Below are 17,839 nucleotides of genomic sequence, written 5' to 3'. Positions count from 1 at the left end.
GTGTCCCGCCCCCGCGCATCCGCGGCGTACGCCCGCCTCGACGCCCCCCTCCACGGTGCCCCTGGTACGGGTTCACAACCCGACGATGGTGTTCCACTTCTTGGTGAGCCCCGTCCGCTCCTCGGCGGTGATGTCCCGGGCGATGGCCAGCCGCTCGCGCATCGCGTCGTCGGGGAAGATCAGCGGGTCCTCGGCGAGTGCGGCGGTCTCCTCGTCCTTCGATGAGGCGAGGACGTCCCGGGCGGCGGGCACCGGGCAGACGTAGTTGACCCAGGTGGCGAGTTCGGCGGCGATCTCGGGGTCGTAGTAGTGGTCGATCAGCCGTTCCGCGTTCCGCTTGTGGCGGGCGAGGTTGGGGATCATCAAGGACTCGGCCCACAGCTCCGCCCCCTCCTCGGGGACGACGAACTCGATGTCCGGGTTGTCCGCCTGGAGCTGGATGACATCGCCGGAGTACGCCTGGCAGGCCAGCACATCGCCGGTGGAGAGGTCCTTGATGTAGTCGTTGCCGGTGAAGCGGCGGATGTGCTTCGAGCGGACGCGCTTCTCGACGTGCTCGCACATGGTGTGGAAGTCGTCGGCGGTCCAGCGGGTGATGTCGACGCCGTCACCCTGCATCAGCAGCGCGAACGCCTCGTCGAGCCCGGAGAGCAGGGTCACCCTGCCCCGCAGGTCGTCCGCCCACAGGTCGCCGGTGGAGCGGATCTCGCGGCCCAGGCGCTTGCGGTTGTACGCGATGCCGGTGATCCCGGACTGCCAGGGGACGCTGTGCAGCCGTCCCGTGTCGAAGGCGGGTGAACGCAGCTGCGGGTCCAGGTACTTGGTGACGTTGGGCTGCTTCGCCCGGTCCATCTCCTGGACCCAGCCGAGGCGGACGAAGCGGGCGGCCATCCAGTCGCTGATGACGATCAGGTCGCGTCCGGTCTGCCGGCGGTTCATCAGGGCGGGGCTGATCTTCCCGAAGAACTCGTCGTTGTCGTTGATCTCCTCGGTGTACGTGACGGAGATCCCGGTCCGCTCGGTGAAGGCGTCCAGGGTGGGCCGCTTCGCGGTGTCCTCGTCGTCGGTGTCGATGTAGAGCGGCCAGTTGGCGAAGTGCAGGGTGCGGTCGGTGCCGGAGCTGTCGCGGCCGGCCCGGTCCCCCGGCTCGACGTAGGCGGCGGGCACCCCGCAGCCGGCCAGGACGGTCCCGGCGGCCCCCGCCCCGAGGGCGCGCAGCAGGGAACGGCGGGACACGGGGTGGTTCTTCGGGATCGCTCGCACCCGCGCAGGATGCCGGGTGGCCACCGCGGCGGACAATGGACCAACCGTCCAGCGGGACGGGCGCGCCCCGCACACGTTGTCCACCCCGCCGGACGGCGGCAGGGCACGGGAACGGGTACGGCCCCGGGCGGAAAGCCCGGGGCCGTACACCTCGCCGGCGCGGCGGTCGGGTCCTCGTACGACGTACGCGCCGACCGGCGCCGGCGTCAGTCCTCGATGGACGTCATGACGTGCTTGATGCGGGTGTAGTCCTCGAAGCCGTACGCCGAGAGGTCCTTGCCGTAGCCGGACTTCTTGAACCCGCCGTGCGGCATCTCCGCGACCAGCGGGATGTGGGTGTTGATCCACACGCAGCCGAAGTCGAGGCTCTTGGACATGCGCATGGCGCGGGAGTGGTTCTGCGTCCAGACCGATGAGGCGAGCGCGTACTCCACGCCGTTGGCGTACTCCACGGCCTGCTGCTCGTCGGTGAAGGACTGGACGGTGATGACGGGGCCGAAGACCTCGTTCTGGATGATCTCGTCGTCCTGCTTCAGGCCGGAGACAACGGTCGGGGCGTAGAAGTAGCCCTTGTCGCCGACCCGGTGGCCGCCCGCCTCGACCTTGGCGTGGGCGGGGAGCCGCTCGATGAAGCCGCTGACCTGCTTCAGCTGGTTGGCGTTGTTGAGCGGGCCGTACGCCACGTCCTCATCGTCCGGCTGCCCGGTCTTCGTGTCGGCGGCGGCCTTGGCGAGCGCGGTGACGAACTCGTCGTGGATCGACTCGTGGACCAGGACGCGGGTGGCGGCCGTACAGTCCTGGCCCGCGTTGAAGAAGCCCGCCTCGGAGACGCCCGAGACCGTCCTGGCGATGTCGGCGTCCTCGAAGACGACGACGGGCGCCTTGCCGCCCAGCTCCAGGTGGACGCGCTTGACGTCCTTGGCCGCGGACTCCGCGACCTGGATGCCGGCCCGGACCGAGCCGGTGATGGAGGCCATCGCCGGGGTCGGGTGCTCGACCATCGCGCGGCCGGTGTCCCGGTCGCCGCACAGCACGTTGAAGACGCCCTTCGGCAGGAACTGGCCCATGATCTCGGCCATCAGCACGGTCGACGCCGGGGTGGTGTCGGACGGCTTGAGCACGACGGTGTTGCCCGCGGCGAGCGCCGGGGCGAACTTCCAGACGGCCATCATCATCGGGTAGTTCCACGGCGCGACCTGCGCGCATACGCCGACGGGCTCGCGGCGCACGATGGAGGTCAGGCCCTCCATGTACTCACCGGCGGAGCGGCCCTCCAGCAGCCGGGCGGCGCCCGCGAAGAAGCGGATCTGGTCCACCATCGGCGGGACCTCTTCGCTGCGGGTGAGCCCGATGGGCTTGCCGGTGTTCTCCGACTCGGCGGCGACCAGGTCCTCGGCCCGCTCCTCGAAGGCGTCCGCGATCTTGAGCAGGGCCTTCTGGCGCTCGGCGGGCGTGGTGTCGCGCCAGGCCGGGAACGCGGCCGCGGCGGCCTCCATGGCGGCATCGACATCGGCCTGGCCGGAGAGCGGCGAGGTCGCGTAGACCTCTTCCGTCACCGGGCTGACCACATCGATGGTCCGCCCGTCCGCGGCGTCCCGGAACTCCCCGTTGATGTAGTTGCGCAGACGGCGCACCTCGGTGGTCATGACCACCCCTCCTGTCGGCTGTCCGATGGGTGAGACACCCACCCTAATCGTTTCGGTGACGCTTTCGACATAGGCAACCATCACCAGCTTCGGATTCAGTCGCCTTAGAGTGCTCAGTCAACGAATTTCATCGATCTGGGGTTGCGAGACAGACGAGTGCGGTGCAGAGTGGAGGCGTGGCCAGTCGCAGCGCAGACTCCAGGAACGGGAACGGATCACCGCCAGCGGTCGATGCCGTCTCCCTCGCGATCATCGAGCAGCTCCAGGAGGACGGACGCCGTCCGTACGCCGCGATCGGCAAGGCCGTCGGCCTCTCCGAGGCGGCCGTGCGCCAGCGGGTCCAGAAGCTGCTCGACCAGGGCGTGATGCAGATCGTCGCCGTCACCGACCCGCTCACCGTGGGATTCCGGCGCCAGGCGATGGTCGGCATCAATGTCGAGGGCGACCTCGACCCGGTGGCCGAGGCCCTGTCGGCCATGGCCGAGTGCGAGTACGTGGTGATGACCGCGGGCTCCTTCGACCTGATGGTGGAGATCGTCTGCGAGGACGACGACCACCTGCTGGAGACGATCAACAAACGCATCCGGGCGCTGCCCGGGGTGCGCTCCACCGAGAGCTTTGTTTACCTCAAGCTCAAGAAGCAGACCTATATGTGGGGAACCCGATAGCCGTGAGCAAGGACCTCAGCCGAACCGCGTACGACCACCTGTGGATGCACTTCACCCGCATGTCGGACTACGAGAACGCGCCCGTTCCCACCATCGTGCGTGGCGAGGGAACGTACATCTTCGACGACCAGGGCAAGCGCTACCTGGACGGCCTCTCCGGCCTGTTCGTGGTCAACGCCGGCCACGGTCGCCACGAGCTGGCCGAGACGGCGTACAAGCAGGGCCAGGAGCTCGGCTTCTTCCCGGTGTGGTCCTACGCCCACCCGAAGGCCGTCGAGCTGGCCGAGCGTCTCGCCGACTACGCCCCGGGCGACCTCAACAAGGTCTTCTTCACCACCGGTGGCGGCGAGGCCGTCGAGACCGCCTGGAAGCTGGCCAAGCAGTACTTCAAGCTCAAGGGCCAGCCGACCAAGTACAAGGTCATCTCGCGTGCGGTCGCCTACCACGGCACCCCGCAGGGCGCCCTCTCCATCACCGGCCTCCCGGCCCTGAAGGCCCCCTTCGAGCCGCTGGTGCCCGGTGCGCACAAGGTGCCGAACACCAACATCTACCGCGCCCCGCTCTTCGGCGACGACCCGGAGGCCTTCGGCCGCTGGGCCGCCGACCAGATCGAGCAGCAGATCCTCTTCGAGGGCCCCGAGACCGTCGCGGCCGTCTTCCTGGAGCCCGTGCAGAACGCGGGCGGCTGCTTCCCGCCGCCGCCCGGCTACTTCCAGCGGGTCCGCGAGATCTGCGACCAGTACGACGTGCTGCTCGTCTCCGACGAGGTCATCTGCGCCTTCGGCCGGCTCGGCACGATCTTCGCCTGCGACAAGTTCGGCTACGTGCCGGACATGATCACCTGCGCGAAGGGCATGACCTCGGGCTACTCCCCGATCGGCGCCTGCATCGTCTCGGACCGCATCGCCGAGCCGTTCTACAAGGGCGACAACACCTTCCTGCACGGCTACACCTTCGGCGGCCACCCGGTCTCCGCGGCGGTCGGCCTCGCCAACCTGGACATCTTCGAGCGCGAGAACCTCACGCAGCACGTCCTGGACAACGAGAACGCCTTCCTCACCACGCTGCAGAAGCTGCACGACCTGCCGATCGTCGGCGACGTCCGCGGCAACGGGTACTTCTACGGCATCGAGCTGGTGAAGGACAAGGCAACCAAGGAGACCTTCACCGACGAGGAGACCGAGCGCGTCCTGTACGGCTTCCTCTCCAAGGCGCTGTACGAGAACGGCCTCTACTGCCGGGCCGACGACCGCGGCGACCCGGTCGTCCAGCTCGCCCCGCCGCTGATCTCGGACCAGTCCACGTTCGACGAGATCGAGGGCATCCTGCGGAACGTGCTGACGGAGGCGTGGACGAAGCTCTGACCGTCACCACGTACGCCGGATGATCCGCAACGGAGCCCCGGAACGATCATCATCCAGCGCACCTTTCATACGGTCCACCCGGCCCGGATGCGCCCTTTCGAGTGAGAAGGGATGCGTCCGGGCCGCGTGCTGTCCGGACACCCCGGTCCGACTATCTACGGTGCCCATGACCGATCGGCCGCGTCCTCGTTCCCCCATACGGGGGAACGGGAAAACTCATCCGAACCGAGGTGTACGCCATGGTGGCCCCGCCGGACAACGACGTGATCTGGGCGCGCTCCCTGCACCACTCCCACAACGGATCGCCCGGTCTCGCCGGGGTCTCCGTCTCCGTGCGCGACGCCGAGATCCTGGCCGTGGCAGGACCGCGCGGCAGCGGCAAGACGACCCTGCTGCACTGCCTGTCGGGCCGGCTGGTGCCCGAGCAGGGCGAGGTCTGGTTCAACAGCCTCCCCGTCCACACCATGGCCCCGCGCGTGCGCGAACAGCTGCGGCGGGAACGGTTCGGCTGGATCTCCGCCGACCCGCAGCTCGTCCCCGAGCTGACCGCCTGGGAGAACGCCGCGCTGCCGCTGCTGCTCCGCGGCGTCGCGCACCGCGCCGCGAAGAAGGCCGCGACGGAGTGGCTGGAGCGCCTGGACATCGCCGCGCTCGCCCGGAAGCGCCCGCACGCCCTGCTCCAGGTGGAGCGCCAGCGGGTCTCCGTCGCCCGGGCCCTCTGCGCCCGGCCGACGGTGATCTTCGCGGACGAGCCCACCGCGACCCTGCACCGCGCCGAGCGCTCCCAGCTCCTGCGCACGCTGACCGCCGCGGCCCGCTCGCACGACATCACGGTGGTCCTCGCCACCCATGACGCCGAGGTCGCCGCCCTCGCCGACCGGACCGTCGCCCTGCTGGACGGCCGCCGGGTCTCCTCCGTCGACCTCCCCGCCGAACCGGATGCGGAGGGCAGCGCGGCGTGCTCGCTCTCCGTCTGACCCGCGGTACGCATCCCCTCGTCCTGGTCCGGCGGCTGCTGGTCGCCGCCGCCTCCGCCGGAGTGGGCTTCCTCCTCCTCGCCGCCCTCGGCTACGCCTCCGCGCACCCGGCCTCCGCCGGTTCGGTGCTGCGGCTGCTGTGGTGCTTCATCCCGCTGGCCGCCACCGTGCAGTTCGCGGTGGCCGTCGCCCGTACGGACCCGAGCACCCGGCCCCGGCCCGGCCTCTCGTCGCTGGGCCTCGGCCCGGTGCGGCTCTCGGTGCTGGCCGCCGTCTCGACCGCGATCTCCACCACCCTCGGCTCGATGGTGGCGCTGCTGTTCTTCCTCCATCTGCGGGGCGATCTGACCGGGATGCCGTTCGACGGCGGCGCGGCGGAGTTCCTCGGCGCGGGCACCCCGCTGCCGCTGGCCGCCGCGCTGATGCTGCTCGCCCTCGTACCGGTGACGGCGGCGACCGCGAGCGCGCTGGCCCTGCGGTCCCGGCCGGACCCGGCGCGGGACACCTTCGGCTCCGAGGAGCTGCCGGAGCCCGCGCCCGCGCCGACCGGGCTGCCCTGGGGCGTGGCGCTGACGGCCGCCGGGCTCGCCGTGGAGGCGTACGCGTCCCGTGGTGCGGCCGGGCACGCGTTCCCGCTGCCGGGCCGGTTCGACGCGACCCCGGTGGCGGTGCTGGCGGGGTGGACGCTGACCGCGACCGGCCTGGCCATGGCCGGACCGGCGCTGACCCATCTGTGCGGGCGGGCGCTCCAGGCGGTGCGCCCGGGGGCGGTGCGGCTGCTGGCGGGCCGGGTCCTGATGGACGAGGCGCGTCGGCTGGGGCGCCCGCTCGGGGTGGTCTGCGCGGTGATGGCCGCGGTGGTGGCCGCTTCGGCGCTGTACGCGGGCGACGAGCGCCCCTGGGGCCCGCTCACCGCGCTGGGCGCGGTGCTGGTCCTCGGCTGTACGGCGGCGACGCTGCTGACCTCGGCCCTGGAGGCGAAGCAGGCCCGCGCCCACACGGCGGAGGCGCTGCTGCGGATGGGCGCGCCCGCCTCCGTACCGCGCAAGGCGGCAGCGCTCCGGGCCGCCGCCCTGGTCGCGCTGTTCGCCCCGCTGACCTGGGCGATCGCGGAGCTGGCGGCACTGCCGCTGGCGAAGTAGGCCGCACGGTCCCGGGGGTGCCCGGCCGGGCACCCCCGGCTCAGGAGCGGTGGGCCCTGGCACCCCGGCTGAGGGGCGGTGGGCCCGGGCACCCCCGGCTCAGGAGCGGTGGCCCTGGCACCCCGGCTGAGGGGCGGTGGGCCCGGGACTCCCGGCCCAGGGCCGGCCGACTCGGGGAAGCCGGTTCAGGGGTGGGTGACGAGACGGGCGGCGAGGGCGTCGAAGAAGGCCTCCCAGCCGTCCTCCGCCGCCGCGTACTGGGCGGGGGTGAGGTTGCCGCCGCGCTGCTGGAAGGCCAGCTCGGTGGTGCCGTCGCCCAGATCGGTGAAGGTCACGGTGACGATCTCGCCCTCCGCCTCCTTCGGCGCTGATCCGTCCTTGAGCGTGAGGACCAGCCCGTCGGGCTCGCTCACCTCGCGGTACACCCCGTGGAAGGGCATCTCGACGCCCGGCATCACGATGACCAGGCTCCACGCCCCGCCGGGCCGGACGTCCATCGCCACCCGGTCCAGCGGGACCTCGGCCTCGCCGCCGTACCAGGCCGCGAAGTCCTCCGGTGACGTCCAGGCCGCGAAGACCCGCCGCTGCGGGGCATGGAGCACACGGGTGAGGTCGATGCCCTGGCGGGTGCCGCCGTTCATGGTCGCGGTCCTCGTCTCGTGGTGGGGCCCCTGGCCGGAATCCGGGGGTCCGGGGTCGTCTTCCAGCTTGCCCGCCCCGCCCGGTCCTGTCCTGTCCTGCCCTGTGACAGCGGTCGGGCCCCGGTCACTCCCCCGCCAGCACCACCGTCTCCGCCGCGTCGAACCGCACGCCCACCACGGCCCCCTCGTCCGGGGTGTCCCGCAGCGCGCACTCGGCCTCCAGGACCGGCGCGTTCTCGGGGGTCAGCCGTACGGAGACATGGTTGCCCCGGAAGGTGCGGACGCCCACCACGCAGCGCAGCCCGTCCTCCGGGGCGCCGATCAGCACCCCGCCCGGGCGGACCAGGAGGTCGGCCTCGCCCTGGGGGGAGCCTTCCGGGACCGGGACCTTGCCCCAGGCGGTGGCGGCGGCCCGGCCGGTCACGGTCGCCGGGGTCACGTTGTCGAACCCGAGGAAGCGGGCGACGAACGCGGAGGCCGGGCGCTGCCAGACGTCCAGCGGGCTGCCCTCCTGGGCGATCCGCCCGTCCCGCATCACGACGACCCGGTCGGCGAGCGCGAACGCCTCGCCCTGGTCATGGGTGACGGCGAGCACCGTCGTACCCAACTCCTGGAACAGCGTGCGCAGTTCGATGACGAGCCGTTCGCGCAGGCTGCGGTCGAGCTGGCCCAACGGCTCGTCCAGCATGAGGAGTTTCGGGCGCGGGGCCAGCGCCCGGGCCAGGGCGACGCGCTGCTGCTCCCCACCGGAGAGGGCGGCGACCGCCCGGCGTTCGGCGCCGGGGAGGCCGACCAGCTCCAGGAGTTCGCGGACCCGGCGCTCGGTCTCCGCCCGGCCGACGCCGTGCATCCGCAGCCCGAAGGCGACGTTGGCGCCGGCATCGCGGTGCGGGAACAGCTGGTGGTCCTGGAACATCAGGCCGAGGCCCCGCCGGTGGACCGGGACGCCCGCCTGGTCCTGACCGTCCAGCAGCACCCGGCCGCCGTCCATGGGCTGGAGTCCGGCGACGGCCCGCAGCAGGGTGGACTTGCCGCTGCCGCTGGGGCCGAGGACGCAGAAGATGCGGTGGTCGGCCACCTCCAGGTCGACGGCGTCGAGCGCGGCCCGCTTCCCGAACCGCACGGTGGCCGCTTCCAGGCTCAGCATGGTGGTCAGAACTCCCCGGATCGGTCGGTACGGATACGTTCGAGAAGCAGCAGCGAGACCGCGCACACCAGCATGAGAATCGTGCTGAGGGCCATCGCCTGCCCGTAGTTCAGCTCCCCGGAGCGGCCCAGCAGCCGGGCGACCGCGACCGGGAGGGTCGGGTTGTCGGGCCGGGCGATGAAGACGGTGGCGCCGAACTCCCCGAGCGAGACGGCGAACGCGAACCCGGCCGCGACCAGCACCGCCCGCCGCACCAGCGGCAGATCGACCTCCCGCCAGGCCCGCAGCGGCGAGGCCCCCAGCACGGCGGCGGCCTCGCGCAGCCGCTCGTCCACCGCGCGGAGCACCGGGAGCATGGTCCGTACGACGAAGGGGACGCCCACCAGGGCCTGGGCCAGCGGGACCAGGATCCAGGAGGTGCGCAGGTCGAGCGGCGGCTTGTCGAGGGTGATGAGGAAGCCGAAGCCGACGGTGACGGCGGAGACCCCGAGCGGCAGCATCAGCAGCGCGTCGAAGCCCCGTACGAGCCGTCCCGCCCGGCGGGTCAGGGCGGCCGCCGCGAGACCGCCGACGACCAGGGCGATGAGGGTGGCGACGAACGCGTACCGCAGGGAGTTGCCGACGGCCTCCAGCGGCGGTACGAGGAAGGTCGAGCCGCTGCCCCCGGCGCTCTGGAGGGCCTCGTAGTAGCCGAAGCCGTAACCGCCGGGACCGTCGAACGACCGCTCCACCAGCACCCCGAGCGGCAGCAGGATCAGCAGCAGCGCGGTGAGCAGCACCCCGCCGAGCAGCGCCCACTGTCCGGCGCCGTGCGGCCTGCGGGAGGTCTGCGCCGGGTCGACGAGCTTCAGCGCCCGCTCCCGGCGGCGTACGGTCACGGCGTGCACGGCGAGGATCGCGCCGACGGCCACGAACTGGACCATGGTCAGCACGGCCGCCGTCGGCAGGTCGAGGAGCTGGGCGGTCTGGCGGTAGACCTCCACCTCCAGGGTGGAGTAGGCGGGGCCGCCGAGGATCTGCACGACACCGAACGAGGTGAACGTGAAGAGGAAGACCATGAGCGCGGCGGCGGCCACGGCCGGGGCGAGCGCGGGCAGCGTCACCCGCCGCCAGGCGGCGAACCGTCCGGCACCGAGCACCCGGGCGGCCTCCTCCTGGCGCGGGTCGAGCTGGGACCAGAGGCCGCCGACGGTCCGTACGACCACCGCGTAGTTGAAGAAGACGTGCGCCAGCAGGATCGCCCACACGGTGGTGTCGAGCCGCAGCCCCCACACCTCGTCCAGGAGCCCGCCGCGCCCGAGCAGCGCCAGGAACGCGGTGCCGACGACGACGGTGGGCAGCACGAACGGCACGGTGACGACCGCGCGCAGCACCTGCTTGCCCGGGAAGTCGAAGCGCGCGAAGACGTACGCGCCGGGCAGGGCGATCAGCAGGGTGAGCGCGGTGGAGGCGAGGGCCTGCCAGGTGGTGAACCAGAGGACGTCGAGGATGTCCGGGCGGGTCAGCACCTCGCCGATCCGCCCGAACTGCCAGACGCCGTCCGTCCGCAGGCCGCGGCCGACGATCGCGGAGACGGGGTAGGCGAAGAAGACGGCGAAGAACGCGACGGGCACGGCCATCAGCCCGAGCCGCACCGCCGCTCCGCGCCACCCTCCGCCGCCCCCGGCCCGCGCGCCGCCGGACCGGGGTCCGGCGGCGGGGCCGGCCCCGGCGGCCTTGGTGAGGCCGTCTACTTCACGGCGATCGAGTGCCACGCCTGGACCCACTGCTCACGGTTGGCGGCGATCTTCTCCGGAGCCACCGTGGCCGGCTTCTCGACGGTCTCACCGAACTCGGTGAAGATCTCCGGCAGCTTCGCGTCCGTCACGACCGGGTTGACGAACATGTTCAGCGGCACGTCCTCCTGGAACGTCCTGCTGATCAGGAAGTCCAGCAGCGCCTTGCCGCCCGCCTCGTTCTTGGCGCCCTTCAGCAGACCGGCGTACTCGGTCTGCCGGAAGCAGGTGCCGGTGGACACACCGGTGGGGGCCTCCTCGGGCCGCGGGTCGGCGTAGAGGACCTCGACGGGCGGGCTGGAGGCGTAGCTGACGACCAGCGGCCGGTCCGCCTTGGCCTTCCTGCCGCCCGCGGAGCCGGAGAACTCCTCGTTGTAGGCCTGCTCCCAGCCGTCGACCACCTTGACGCCGTTGGCCTTCAGCTTCTTCCAGTAGTCCTGGTAGCCGTCCTCGCCCTGGGAGGCGATGGTGCCGAGGAGGAAGCCGAGGCCGGGCGAGGAGTTCGCCGCGTTCTCGGTGACCAGGAGGTTCTTGTACTCCGGCTTGACCAGGTCCTCGAAGGTCCGCGGCGGGTCGAGCTTCTTCTCCGCGAAGTACTTCTTGTCGTAGTTGACGCAGATGTCACCGGTGTCGACGGGCGTGACCCGGTGCTCCTCGTCCTGCTCGGTGCCTTCCGCGACCCGGTCCAGGCCCTTGGCCTCGTACGCGGTGAAGAGGCCGTTGTCGAGGGCGCGGGAGAGCAGGGTGTTGTCCACGCCGAAGAAGACGTCGCCGCGCGGGGAGCCCTTGGTCAGGATCTCCTGGTTGAGGGCGGCACCGGCGTCACCGCTCTTGAGCAGCTCGACGGTGTAGCCGCTCTCCTCGGTGAACTGCTTCAGCACGTCTTCCGAGGCGTTGAAGGAGTCGTGGGTGACCAGGGTGACGGTCTTGGATCCGCTGCCCTTGGACGCACCGGACCCGGCCGGGGTGTCGTCGTCGGAGCCGCCGCAGCCCGCGAGGACGGTGACGCCGAGCGCCGCGGCGAGCGCGGTGGCGGCGTACTTCTTGGTGGTGTTCATGTGATTCCTCCTGGAGGTGACCAGGAAGAGACGCGGCCCCACCCGTCTCCGGAGACGTCACGGACGCGACCGGAAGCGGGCAGGGCGCAACAGCTTGAGTAAGGTCCGAACTTCCTACCCGGAATGACCCGGGCGAGGTTCAGAGGGTCTGCGGCCAACCTGTCCTTGGTGCCGCACTCTCAGCGCTGTGGCGCTCCCCTGTCGGAATATGAAGTTGATTTCGGGCCCAGGCTACACGGGCGGATTTCGGCCGGTACGGCTGAGGTGACCGGCCCCCGGAGCCCCGGCCGCTCTCAGCGCTCCGAGGCCGCCAGCTGCCCGCAGGCCCCGTCGATCTCCTGGCCGCGGGTGTCCCGGACGGTGACGGGCACGCCGTGGGCCGCGATGGCCTCGACGAACGCCTTCTCGTCCTCGGGGCGCGAGGCGGTCCACTTGGAGCCGGGGGTGGGGTTGAGCGGGATCAGGTTGACGTGGACCCGCTTGCCCTTGAGCAGCCGGCCCAGCAGGTCGCCGCGCCAGGCCTGGTCGTTGATGTCCCGGATCAGGGCGTACTCGATGGAGATGCGACGGCCGGACTTCTCCGCGTACTCCCAGGCCGCGTCCAGCACCTCGCGGACCTTCCACCGGGTGTTGACCGGGACGAGGGTGTCGCGCAGTTCGTCGTCCGGGGCGTGCAGCGAGACGGCGAGGCGGCACTTGAACCCCTCGTCCGCGAAGCGCAGCATCGCCGGGACGAGCCCGACCGTGGAGACGGTGATCCCGCGCTGGGAGAGGCCGAGGCCGTCCGGCTCGGGGTCGGTGAGCCGGCGGATGGCGCCGACGACCCGCTTGTAGTTGGCGAGCGGCTCGCCCATGCCCATGAAGACGATGTTGGAGAGCCGGGCCGGGCCTCCGGGCACCTCGCCGTCGCGGAGGGCGCGCATGCCGTCGACGATCTGGTGCACGATCTCGGCGGTCGACAGATTGCGGTCGAGCCCGGCCTGCCCGGTGGCGCAGAACGGGCAGTTCATCCCGCAGCCGGCCTGGGAGGAGATGCACATCGTGACGCGCTCGGGGTAGCGCATCAGGACGGACTCGACGAGCGTGCCGTCGTGCAGCTTCCACAGCGTCTTACGGGTGGTGTCGTCGTCGCAGCTGATGTGCCGCACCACGGACATCAGCTCGGGGAACAGCGCCTCGGCGAGCTTCTCCCGGGACCCGGCGGGGATGTTGGTCCACTCGGCCGGGTCGTGCGCGTACCGCGCGAAGTAGTGCTGCGAGAGCTGCTGGGCGCGGAACGGCTTCTCGCCGGTCGCGGCGACCGCTTCCTTGCGCTCGGCGGGCGTGAGGTCGGCGAGGTGCCGCGGGGGCTTCTTGGCTCCGCGGGGCGCGACGAAAGTGAGTTCTCCGGGCTTAGGCATGGTTCATCCAGTGTCGCAGACATACGGGTGAGGGCCCGCCGCCCTGTGGACGACGGACCCTCACTCGTGGAACGTGCAGGTGGGACGGGGTGCGCGCCCGTGCGGGGACGCTCAGCCCGAGCCGACGAACAGCACCAGCAGCAGCCAGACCACCGGCGCGGTCGGCAGCAGCGAGTCCAGCCGGTCCATGATGCCGCCGTGACCGGGGAGCAGGGTTCCCATGTCCTTGATCCCCAGGTCCCGCTTGATCATGGACTCGCCCAGGTCGCCGAGGGTGGCGCTGACGGCGACCGCGAGGCCGAGCAGCAGACCCTGCCACCAGGAGCCGCCGTCGATCAGGAACTCCATGCAGAGCGCGCCCGCGACCATGGCGAAGGAGACCGCGCCGAGCAGGCCCTCGCGGGTCTTGCCGGGGCTGATGCGGGGGGCCAGCTTGTGGGTGCCGAAGCGCCAGCCGACCGCGTACGCCCCGGTGTCGCTGACGACGGTGAGGACGAGGAAGGTGAGGACCCGCCACGGCCCGTCGTCCGACGTCAGCATCATGGCGACGAAGGTGGCCAGGAACGGGACGTAGAACGCGGCGAAGACCCCGGCGGTGACGTCCTTGAGGTAGCCCTCCGGTGGCTCGGTCATCCGCCAGACCAGCACCGCGAGGGCGGTCAGGGCCATGGCGACCCAGGCCCCCTCCGCGCCGCGCGCGTACCCGGCGACGACCATCGCGGCACCGCCGACGGCCAGCGGGATCAGGGGCGCGTTGATGCCCTTCTGCTCCCGCAGCCGGGAGGTCAGCTCCCAGAGGCCGACGACGACGGCGACGGCGATCACGCCGACGAAGATGGCCTTCACGAAGAACAGCGAGGCGACGATGACGGCGCCGAGCCCCACGCCGACCCCTATGGCGGCGCGCAGATCACGCCCCGCGCGCTTCTTCTGCGGCGGGGACGGCAGCGGGGTGGACATGGGCTCCTGCGGCATCTCGTCACGGAACAGGGGGCCGCCGACGTGCGCGGCATCCCCGTTCCGACGGTCGCGGCCGACCGCGTCTGCTTCTACGTCTCTACCTGCGTCGGGAACGTCCGGCACGTTGGGCATGGGCCGAGTCTGCTGGGCTTCATGCACATCGTAGGCGGGACCCGCCGGAGCGACCCCCATCTCGGGGGCGGCCCGGTAACCGGCTCCCTGCGGTGCGCCCCAGGAAGAGTCGTTCATCAGACTTCGAGCAGCTCGGCTTCCTTGTGCTTGAGCAGCTCGTCCACCTGCGCGACGTACTTCGCGGTGGTGTCGTCCAGCTCCTTCTCGGCGCGGCGGACCTCGTCCTCGCCGGACTCCTTGTCCTTGACGAGCTTGTCGAGCGCTTCCTTGGCCTTGCGGCGGATGGAGCGGATCGAGATCTTGGAGTCCTCGGCCTTGCCCTTGGCGACCTTGATGTACTCCTTGCGGCGGTCCTGGGTCAGCTCGGGGAACGTCACCCGGATGATGTTGCCGTCGTTGCTCGGGTTGACGCCGAGGTCGGAGTCGCGGATCGCCTGCTCGATGTTGCGCAGCGCGGTCTTGTCGAACGGCGTCACGACGGCCATCCGCGGCTCGGGCACCGAGAACGAGGCCAGCTGGTTGATCGGGGTCAGCGCGCCGTAGTAGTCCGCGACGATCTTGTTGAACATCGCCGGGTGCGCACGGCCGGTCCGGATCGCGGCGAAGTCCTCTTTCGCGACGACGACGGCCTTCTCCATCTTCTCCTCGGCCTCGAGGAGGATTTCTTCGATCACCACGTGCTCCTGCGTGTCTTGAGCGGGCCCGTCATCGACGGGTCCTGCGGGTCCTGCGTCGCGTCCTCACCTGCACGGTGTCCGACCGGCAGGCCGTTGTCCATCCTGGGGGGCCGTCAGGCCCGGGTGCTCTCGTCGCTCACGAGCGTGCCGATCTTCTCACCCTTGACCGCGCGGGCGATATTGCCCTCCGCGGTCAGCTCGAAGACGAGGATCGGAAGCCTGTTGTCACGGCAGAGCGTGATGGCGGTGGCGTCGGCGACCTTCAGGTCGCGCGTGATCACCTCGCCGTACTCCAGCGCGTCGAACTTCACCGCGTCGGGGTTGGCCTTCGGGTCGGAGTCGTAGACCCCGTCCACACCGTTCTTCCCCATGAGCAGCGCCTCGGCGTCGATCTCCAGGGCGCGCTGGGCGGCGGTGGTGTCGGTGGAGAAGTACGGCATGCCCATACCGGCGCCGAAGATGACGACGCGGCCCTTCTCCAGGTGCCGCACCGCACGGAGCGGGATGTACGGCTCCGCGACCTGGCCCATGGTGATGGCGGTCTGGACGCGCGAGTCGATGCCCTCCTTCTCCAGGAAGTCCTGGAGCGCCAGGCAGTTCATGACCGTGCCGAGCATGCCCATGTAGTCGGACCGGGCCCGGTCCATGCCGCGCTGCTGGAGCTCGGCACCGCGGAAGAAGTTGCCTCCTCCGATGACCACCGCGATCTGGGCGCCGTCGCGGACGACGGCGGCGATCTCGCGGGCGATGGTGTGCACGACGTCGGGGTCGACGCCGAGGCCGCCGCCGCCGGCGAATGCCTCACCGGAGAGCTTCAGCATGAAGCGCCCGGAGCCCTTGTCGTCGTCGCGCCTGTCGTCGGCCTGAGTGGCGTCCGCGCCCTTGTCCATGGAAATTCTCCTCGTGCACATACGAAGAAGGCCATTGCCGGTGGGTCTGGTGTCCCTACAGCGGCAATGGCCTCCTCGTCAGATCTGCGGTCGTCCGGCGTGAGTGCGGCCGTCGACTGCACCAGACCCTATCGGGTCCGGCGCCGTTCGCCCGGACGGACTCAGATGCCGACCTTGATGCGCGAGAAGCGCTTCAGGGTGACACCGGCCTCGTCCAGGACCTTCTGGACGGACTTCTTGGCGTCCAGCGCGTACGGCTGGCCGAGGAGGGTGGCCTCCTTGAAGAAGCCGTTGACGCGACCCTCGACGATCTTGGGGAGGGCGGCCTCGGGCTTGCCCTCGGCGCGGGTGGTCTCCTCGGCGACGCGGCGCTCGGCCTCGACGACCTCGGCCGGGACGTCCTCGCGGGAGAGGTACTTCGGCGCGAAGGCGGCGATGTGCTGGGCGATGCCCTTGGCCAGCTCGGCGTCGGCCTTGTCCAGCTCGACCAGGACACCGATCTGCGGGGGCAGGTCGGGCATGGTGCGGTGCATGTAGACGGAGACGAAGGCGCCGGTGAACTGCGCGAAGCGGTCCAGGACGATCTTCTCGCCGAGGTTGGCATTGGCCTCGTCCACGTACGCCTGGACGGTCTTGCCGGGCTCGATCTCGGAGGCGAGGAGCGCGGCGATGTCGGCCGGGGAGGTGGCGGCGACGTGCGCGGCCAGCGCGTTGGCGACGGCCTGGAACTTGTCACCCTTGGCGACGAAGTCCGTCTCGCACTTCAGCTCCAGGAGGACGCCGGAGGTCTTGTCCTCGGAGATGAGGGAGACGACGGCACCGTTCTCGGCCGAGCGGCCCTCGCGCTTGGCGACGCCCTTCTGGCCCTTGATACGGAGCGCCTCGACGGCCTTGTCGACGTTGCCGTCGGCCTCGTCGAGCGCCTTCTTGCAGTCCATCATGCCGGCGCCGGTGAGCTCGCGGAGCTTCTTGACGTCAGCGGCGGTGTAGTTCGCCATGAGTCTGTATGTCTCTCTCGAAGTCTGAAAGATCTACGGGTGAACGGCGGGGGCGGCGCTCGTGGCACCGGCCCCCGCCGTCAGCACGCGTGACGGGTGTCAGGCCTGCTCGGCGTCCGCGGCCGGAGCCTCGGCCTCGGCGACGGCCTCGGCCGGCTTCTCGGCGTCGGCGACCTTCTCGGTCTCGGCGGAGGACTGGACCTCGGCGGCGGCCGCGGTCTCGTCCTTCTTGTCGCCCTCGAGCAGGTCGCGCTCCCACTCGGCGAGGGGCTCGCCGGCGGCCTTCTCGCCCGGCTTCGAGTCACCGGTGGCGGCACCGGAGCGGGCGATGAGGCCCTCGGCGACGGCGTCGGCGATCACGCGGGTGAGCAGGGTGACGGAGCGGATCGCGTCGTCGTTGCCCGGGATCTTGTAGTCGACCTCGTCGGGGTCGCAGTTGGTGTCGAGGATCGCGACGACCGGGATGTGGAGCTTGCGCGCCTCACCGACGGCGATGTGCTCCTTCTTGGTGTCGACGATCCAGACGGCGCTGGGCACCTTCTGCATCTCGCGGATACCACCGAGGGTCTTCTCCAGCTTGGCCTTCTCGCGCGAGAGGACCAGGAGCTCCTTCTTGGTGAGGCCGGAGGCGGCCACGTCCTCGAAGTCGATGAGCTCCAGCTCCTTCAGGCGCTGGAGGCGCTTGTAGACGGTGGAGAAGTTGGTGAGCATGCCACCGAGCCAACGCTGGTTGACGTACGGCATGCCGACGCGCGTCGCCTGCTCGGCGATGGCCTCCTGGGCCTGCTTCTTCGTACCCACGAACATGATGGAGCCGCCGTGGGCGACGGTCTCCTTGACGAACTCGTAGGCGCGGTCGATGTACGACAGCGACTGGAGCAGGTCGATGATGTAGATGCCGTTGCGCTCGGTGAAGATGAAGCGCTTCATCTTCGGGTTCCAGCGACGGGTCTGGTGACCGAAGTGGACGCCGCTTTCCAGCAGCTCCCGCATCGTGACGACGGCCATGGCCGTACTCCTTGAGGTACTCGGTTATCGCGACCGCAGGTTTGCGCTCGCGCCTGACGCCCCGACGCGCCGTGCCACGAGGGACCGAGGAGC

Annotated in this window: 16 protein-coding genes; 4 read left to right on the top strand and 12 right to left on the bottom strand. The window is 70.7% G+C overall.

The genetic code is table 11. The annotated features are described in order from the left end of the window. Positions 1 to 72: 72 nt before the first annotated feature. Positions 73 to 1,236, bottom strand: coding sequence for an ABC transporter substrate-binding protein (locus ACQ9ZG_RS25430; protein WP_181398363.1), 1,164 nt, complete (start codon positions 1,234 to 1,236; stop codon positions 73 to 75). Between the two features lie 233 nt (positions 1,237 to 1,469). Continuing rightward, positions 1,470 to 2,909 (bottom strand): gamma-aminobutyraldehyde dehydrogenase, encoded by a 1,440-nt coding sequence (locus ACQ9ZG_RS25425; RefSeq protein ID WP_028419448.1) that lies wholly within the window; start codon positions 2,907 to 2,909, stop codon positions 1,470 to 1,472. Between the two features lie 176 nt (positions 2,910 to 3,085). Between ACQ9ZG_RS25425 and ACQ9ZG_RS25420 the strand changes: the two genes are divergently transcribed. The 4 genes from ACQ9ZG_RS25420 to ACQ9ZG_RS25405 all read left to right on the top strand — a co-directional run bounded on the left by ACQ9ZG_RS25420 (position 3,086) and on the right by ACQ9ZG_RS25405 (position 7,060). Beyond that, complete coding sequence (locus ACQ9ZG_RS25420; protein ID WP_018488738.1) at positions 3,086 to 3,577, top strand: Lrp/AsnC family transcriptional regulator; 492 nt, start codon at positions 3,086 to 3,088, stop codon at positions 3,575 to 3,577. Next, positions 3,562 to 4,941 (top strand): aspartate aminotransferase family protein, encoded by a 1,380-nt coding sequence (locus ACQ9ZG_RS25415; protein WP_028419449.1) that lies wholly within the window; start codon positions 3,562 to 3,564, stop codon positions 4,939 to 4,941. Before ACQ9ZG_RS25420 ends, ACQ9ZG_RS25415 begins: the two co-directional genes overlap by 16 nt. A gap of 239 nt (positions 4,942 to 5,180) precedes the next feature. Then, positions 5,181 to 5,918, top strand: a complete 738-nt coding sequence (locus ACQ9ZG_RS25410; protein ID WP_499281256.1) for an ABC transporter ATP-binding protein — start codon at positions 5,181 to 5,183, stop codon at positions 5,916 to 5,918. Further along, positions 5,900 to 7,060, top strand: a complete 1,161-nt coding sequence (locus tag ACQ9ZG_RS25405; RefSeq protein WP_084991862.1) for a hypothetical protein — start codon at positions 5,900 to 5,902, stop codon at positions 7,058 to 7,060. The genes ACQ9ZG_RS25410 and ACQ9ZG_RS25405 overlap by 19 nt, the downstream gene beginning before the upstream one ends. Positions 7,061 to 7,245: 185 nt before the next feature. Here the strand turns inward: ACQ9ZG_RS25405 and ACQ9ZG_RS25400 are convergent, their stop codons facing one another. From ACQ9ZG_RS25400 to rpsB, 10 genes are all read right to left on the bottom strand, one after another. Further along, positions 7,246 to 7,701, bottom strand: coding sequence for an SRPBCC family protein (locus ACQ9ZG_RS25400; RefSeq protein ID WP_084991865.1), 456 nt, complete (start codon positions 7,699 to 7,701; stop codon positions 7,246 to 7,248). A 124-nt stretch (positions 7,702 to 7,825) separates the two neighbouring features. After that, positions 7,826 to 8,848 (bottom strand): ABC transporter ATP-binding protein, encoded by a 1,023-nt coding sequence (locus ACQ9ZG_RS25395; RefSeq protein WP_109916972.1) that lies wholly within the window; start codon positions 8,846 to 8,848, stop codon positions 7,826 to 7,828. 5 nt (positions 8,849 to 8,853) lie between these two features. Then, entirely contained in the window at positions 8,854 to 10,467 is a 1,614-nt protein-coding gene (locus ACQ9ZG_RS25390) for an ABC transporter permease (protein WP_032756504.1), read from the bottom strand. A gap of 110 nt (positions 10,468 to 10,577) precedes the next feature. Next, on the bottom strand, positions 10,578 to 11,681 hold the full coding sequence (locus ACQ9ZG_RS25385; protein WP_109915218.1) for a thiamine ABC transporter substrate-binding protein: 1,104 nt from the start codon (positions 11,679 to 11,681) through the stop codon (positions 10,578 to 10,580). 293 nt (positions 11,682 to 11,974) lie between these two features. Further along, positions 11,975 to 13,081, bottom strand: coding sequence for a dual-specificity RNA methyltransferase RlmN (rlmN, locus tag ACQ9ZG_RS25380; RefSeq protein WP_018488730.1), 1,107 nt, complete (start codon positions 13,079 to 13,081; stop codon positions 11,975 to 11,977). Positions 13,082 to 13,192: 111 nt separating this feature from the next. Further along, positions 13,193 to 14,290, bottom strand: coding sequence for a phosphatidate cytidylyltransferase (locus ACQ9ZG_RS25375; protein ID WP_026237638.1), 1,098 nt, complete (start codon positions 14,288 to 14,290; stop codon positions 13,193 to 13,195). Then, positions 14,290 to 14,847, bottom strand: coding sequence for a ribosome recycling factor (frr, locus tag ACQ9ZG_RS25370; protein WP_018488728.1), 558 nt, complete (start codon positions 14,845 to 14,847; stop codon positions 14,290 to 14,292). The genes ACQ9ZG_RS25375 and frr overlap by 1 nt, the downstream gene beginning before the upstream one ends. A gap of 116 nt (positions 14,848 to 14,963) precedes the next feature. Further along, positions 14,964 to 15,740: a UMP kinase gene (gene pyrH / locus ACQ9ZG_RS25365; protein ID WP_028419455.1), complete on the bottom strand. Its 777-nt coding sequence runs from the start codon at positions 15,738 to 15,740 to the stop codon at positions 14,964 to 14,966. Between the two features lie 161 nt (positions 15,741 to 15,901). Beyond that, positions 15,902 to 16,738 carry a translation elongation factor Ts gene (tsf, locus tag ACQ9ZG_RS25360; protein ID WP_018488726.1) on the bottom strand — a complete coding sequence of 279 codons (837 nt, stop codon included), beginning with the start codon at positions 16,736 to 16,738 and terminating at the stop codon, positions 15,902 to 15,904. A gap of 99 nt (positions 16,739 to 16,837) precedes the next feature. After that, the gene (gene rpsB, locus ACQ9ZG_RS25355; RefSeq protein ID WP_019766411.1) at positions 16,838 to 17,746 is read right to left on the bottom strand and encodes a 30S ribosomal protein S2; all 909 of its coding nucleotides are present in this window, start codon (positions 17,744 to 17,746) and stop codon (positions 16,838 to 16,840) included. Positions 17,747 to 17,839 lie beyond the last annotated feature (93 nt).

This window comes from Streptomyces araujoniae (assembly GCF_050871195.1).
GTDB lineage: Bacteria > Actinomycetota > Actinomycetes > Streptomycetales > Streptomycetaceae > Streptomyces > Streptomyces bacillaris.
This window is presented reverse-complemented; position numbering and strand designations above follow the sequence as displayed.

Coding starts and splice junctions, on each gene's coding strand:
- ACQ9ZG_RS25425 (WP_028419448.1), bottom strand. CDS start 2,909: ATGACCACCGAGGTGCGCCGTCTGCGCAACTACATCAACGGGGAGTTC.
- ACQ9ZG_RS25410 (WP_499281256.1), top strand. CDS start 5,181: ATGGTGGCCCCGCCGGACAACGACGTGATCTGGGCGCGCTCCCTGCAC.
- ACQ9ZG_RS25400 (WP_084991865.1), bottom strand. CDS start 7,701: ATGAACGGCGGCACCCGCCAGGGCATCGACCTCACCCGTGTGCTCCAT.
- ACQ9ZG_RS25395 (WP_109916972.1), bottom strand. CDS start 8,848: ATGCTGAGCCTGGAAGCGGCCACCGTGCGGTTCGGGAAGCGGGCCGCG.
- ACQ9ZG_RS25390 (WP_032756504.1), bottom strand. CDS start 10,467: ATGGCCGTGCCCGTCGCGTTCTTCGCCGTCTTCTTCGCCTACCCCGTC.
- ACQ9ZG_RS25385 (WP_109915218.1), bottom strand. CDS start 11,681: ATGAACACCACCAAGAAGTACGCCGCCACCGCGCTCGCCGCGGCGCTC.
- rlmN (WP_018488730.1), bottom strand. CDS start 13,081: ATGCCTAAGCCCGGAGAACTCACTTTCGTCGCGCCCCGCGGAGCCAAG.
- ACQ9ZG_RS25375 (WP_026237638.1), bottom strand. CDS start 14,290: ATGAACGACTCTTCCTGGGGCGCACCGCAGGGAGCCGGTTACCGGGCC.
- pyrH (WP_028419455.1), bottom strand. CDS start 15,740: ATGGACAAGGGCGCGGACGCCACTCAGGCCGACGACAGGCGCGACGAC.
- tsf (WP_018488726.1), bottom strand. CDS start 16,738: ATGGCGAACTACACCGCCGCTGACGTCAAGAAGCTCCGCGAGCTCACC.
- rpsB (WP_019766411.1), bottom strand. CDS start 17,746: ATGGCCGTCGTCACGATGCGGGAGCTGCTGGAAAGCGGCGTCCACTTC.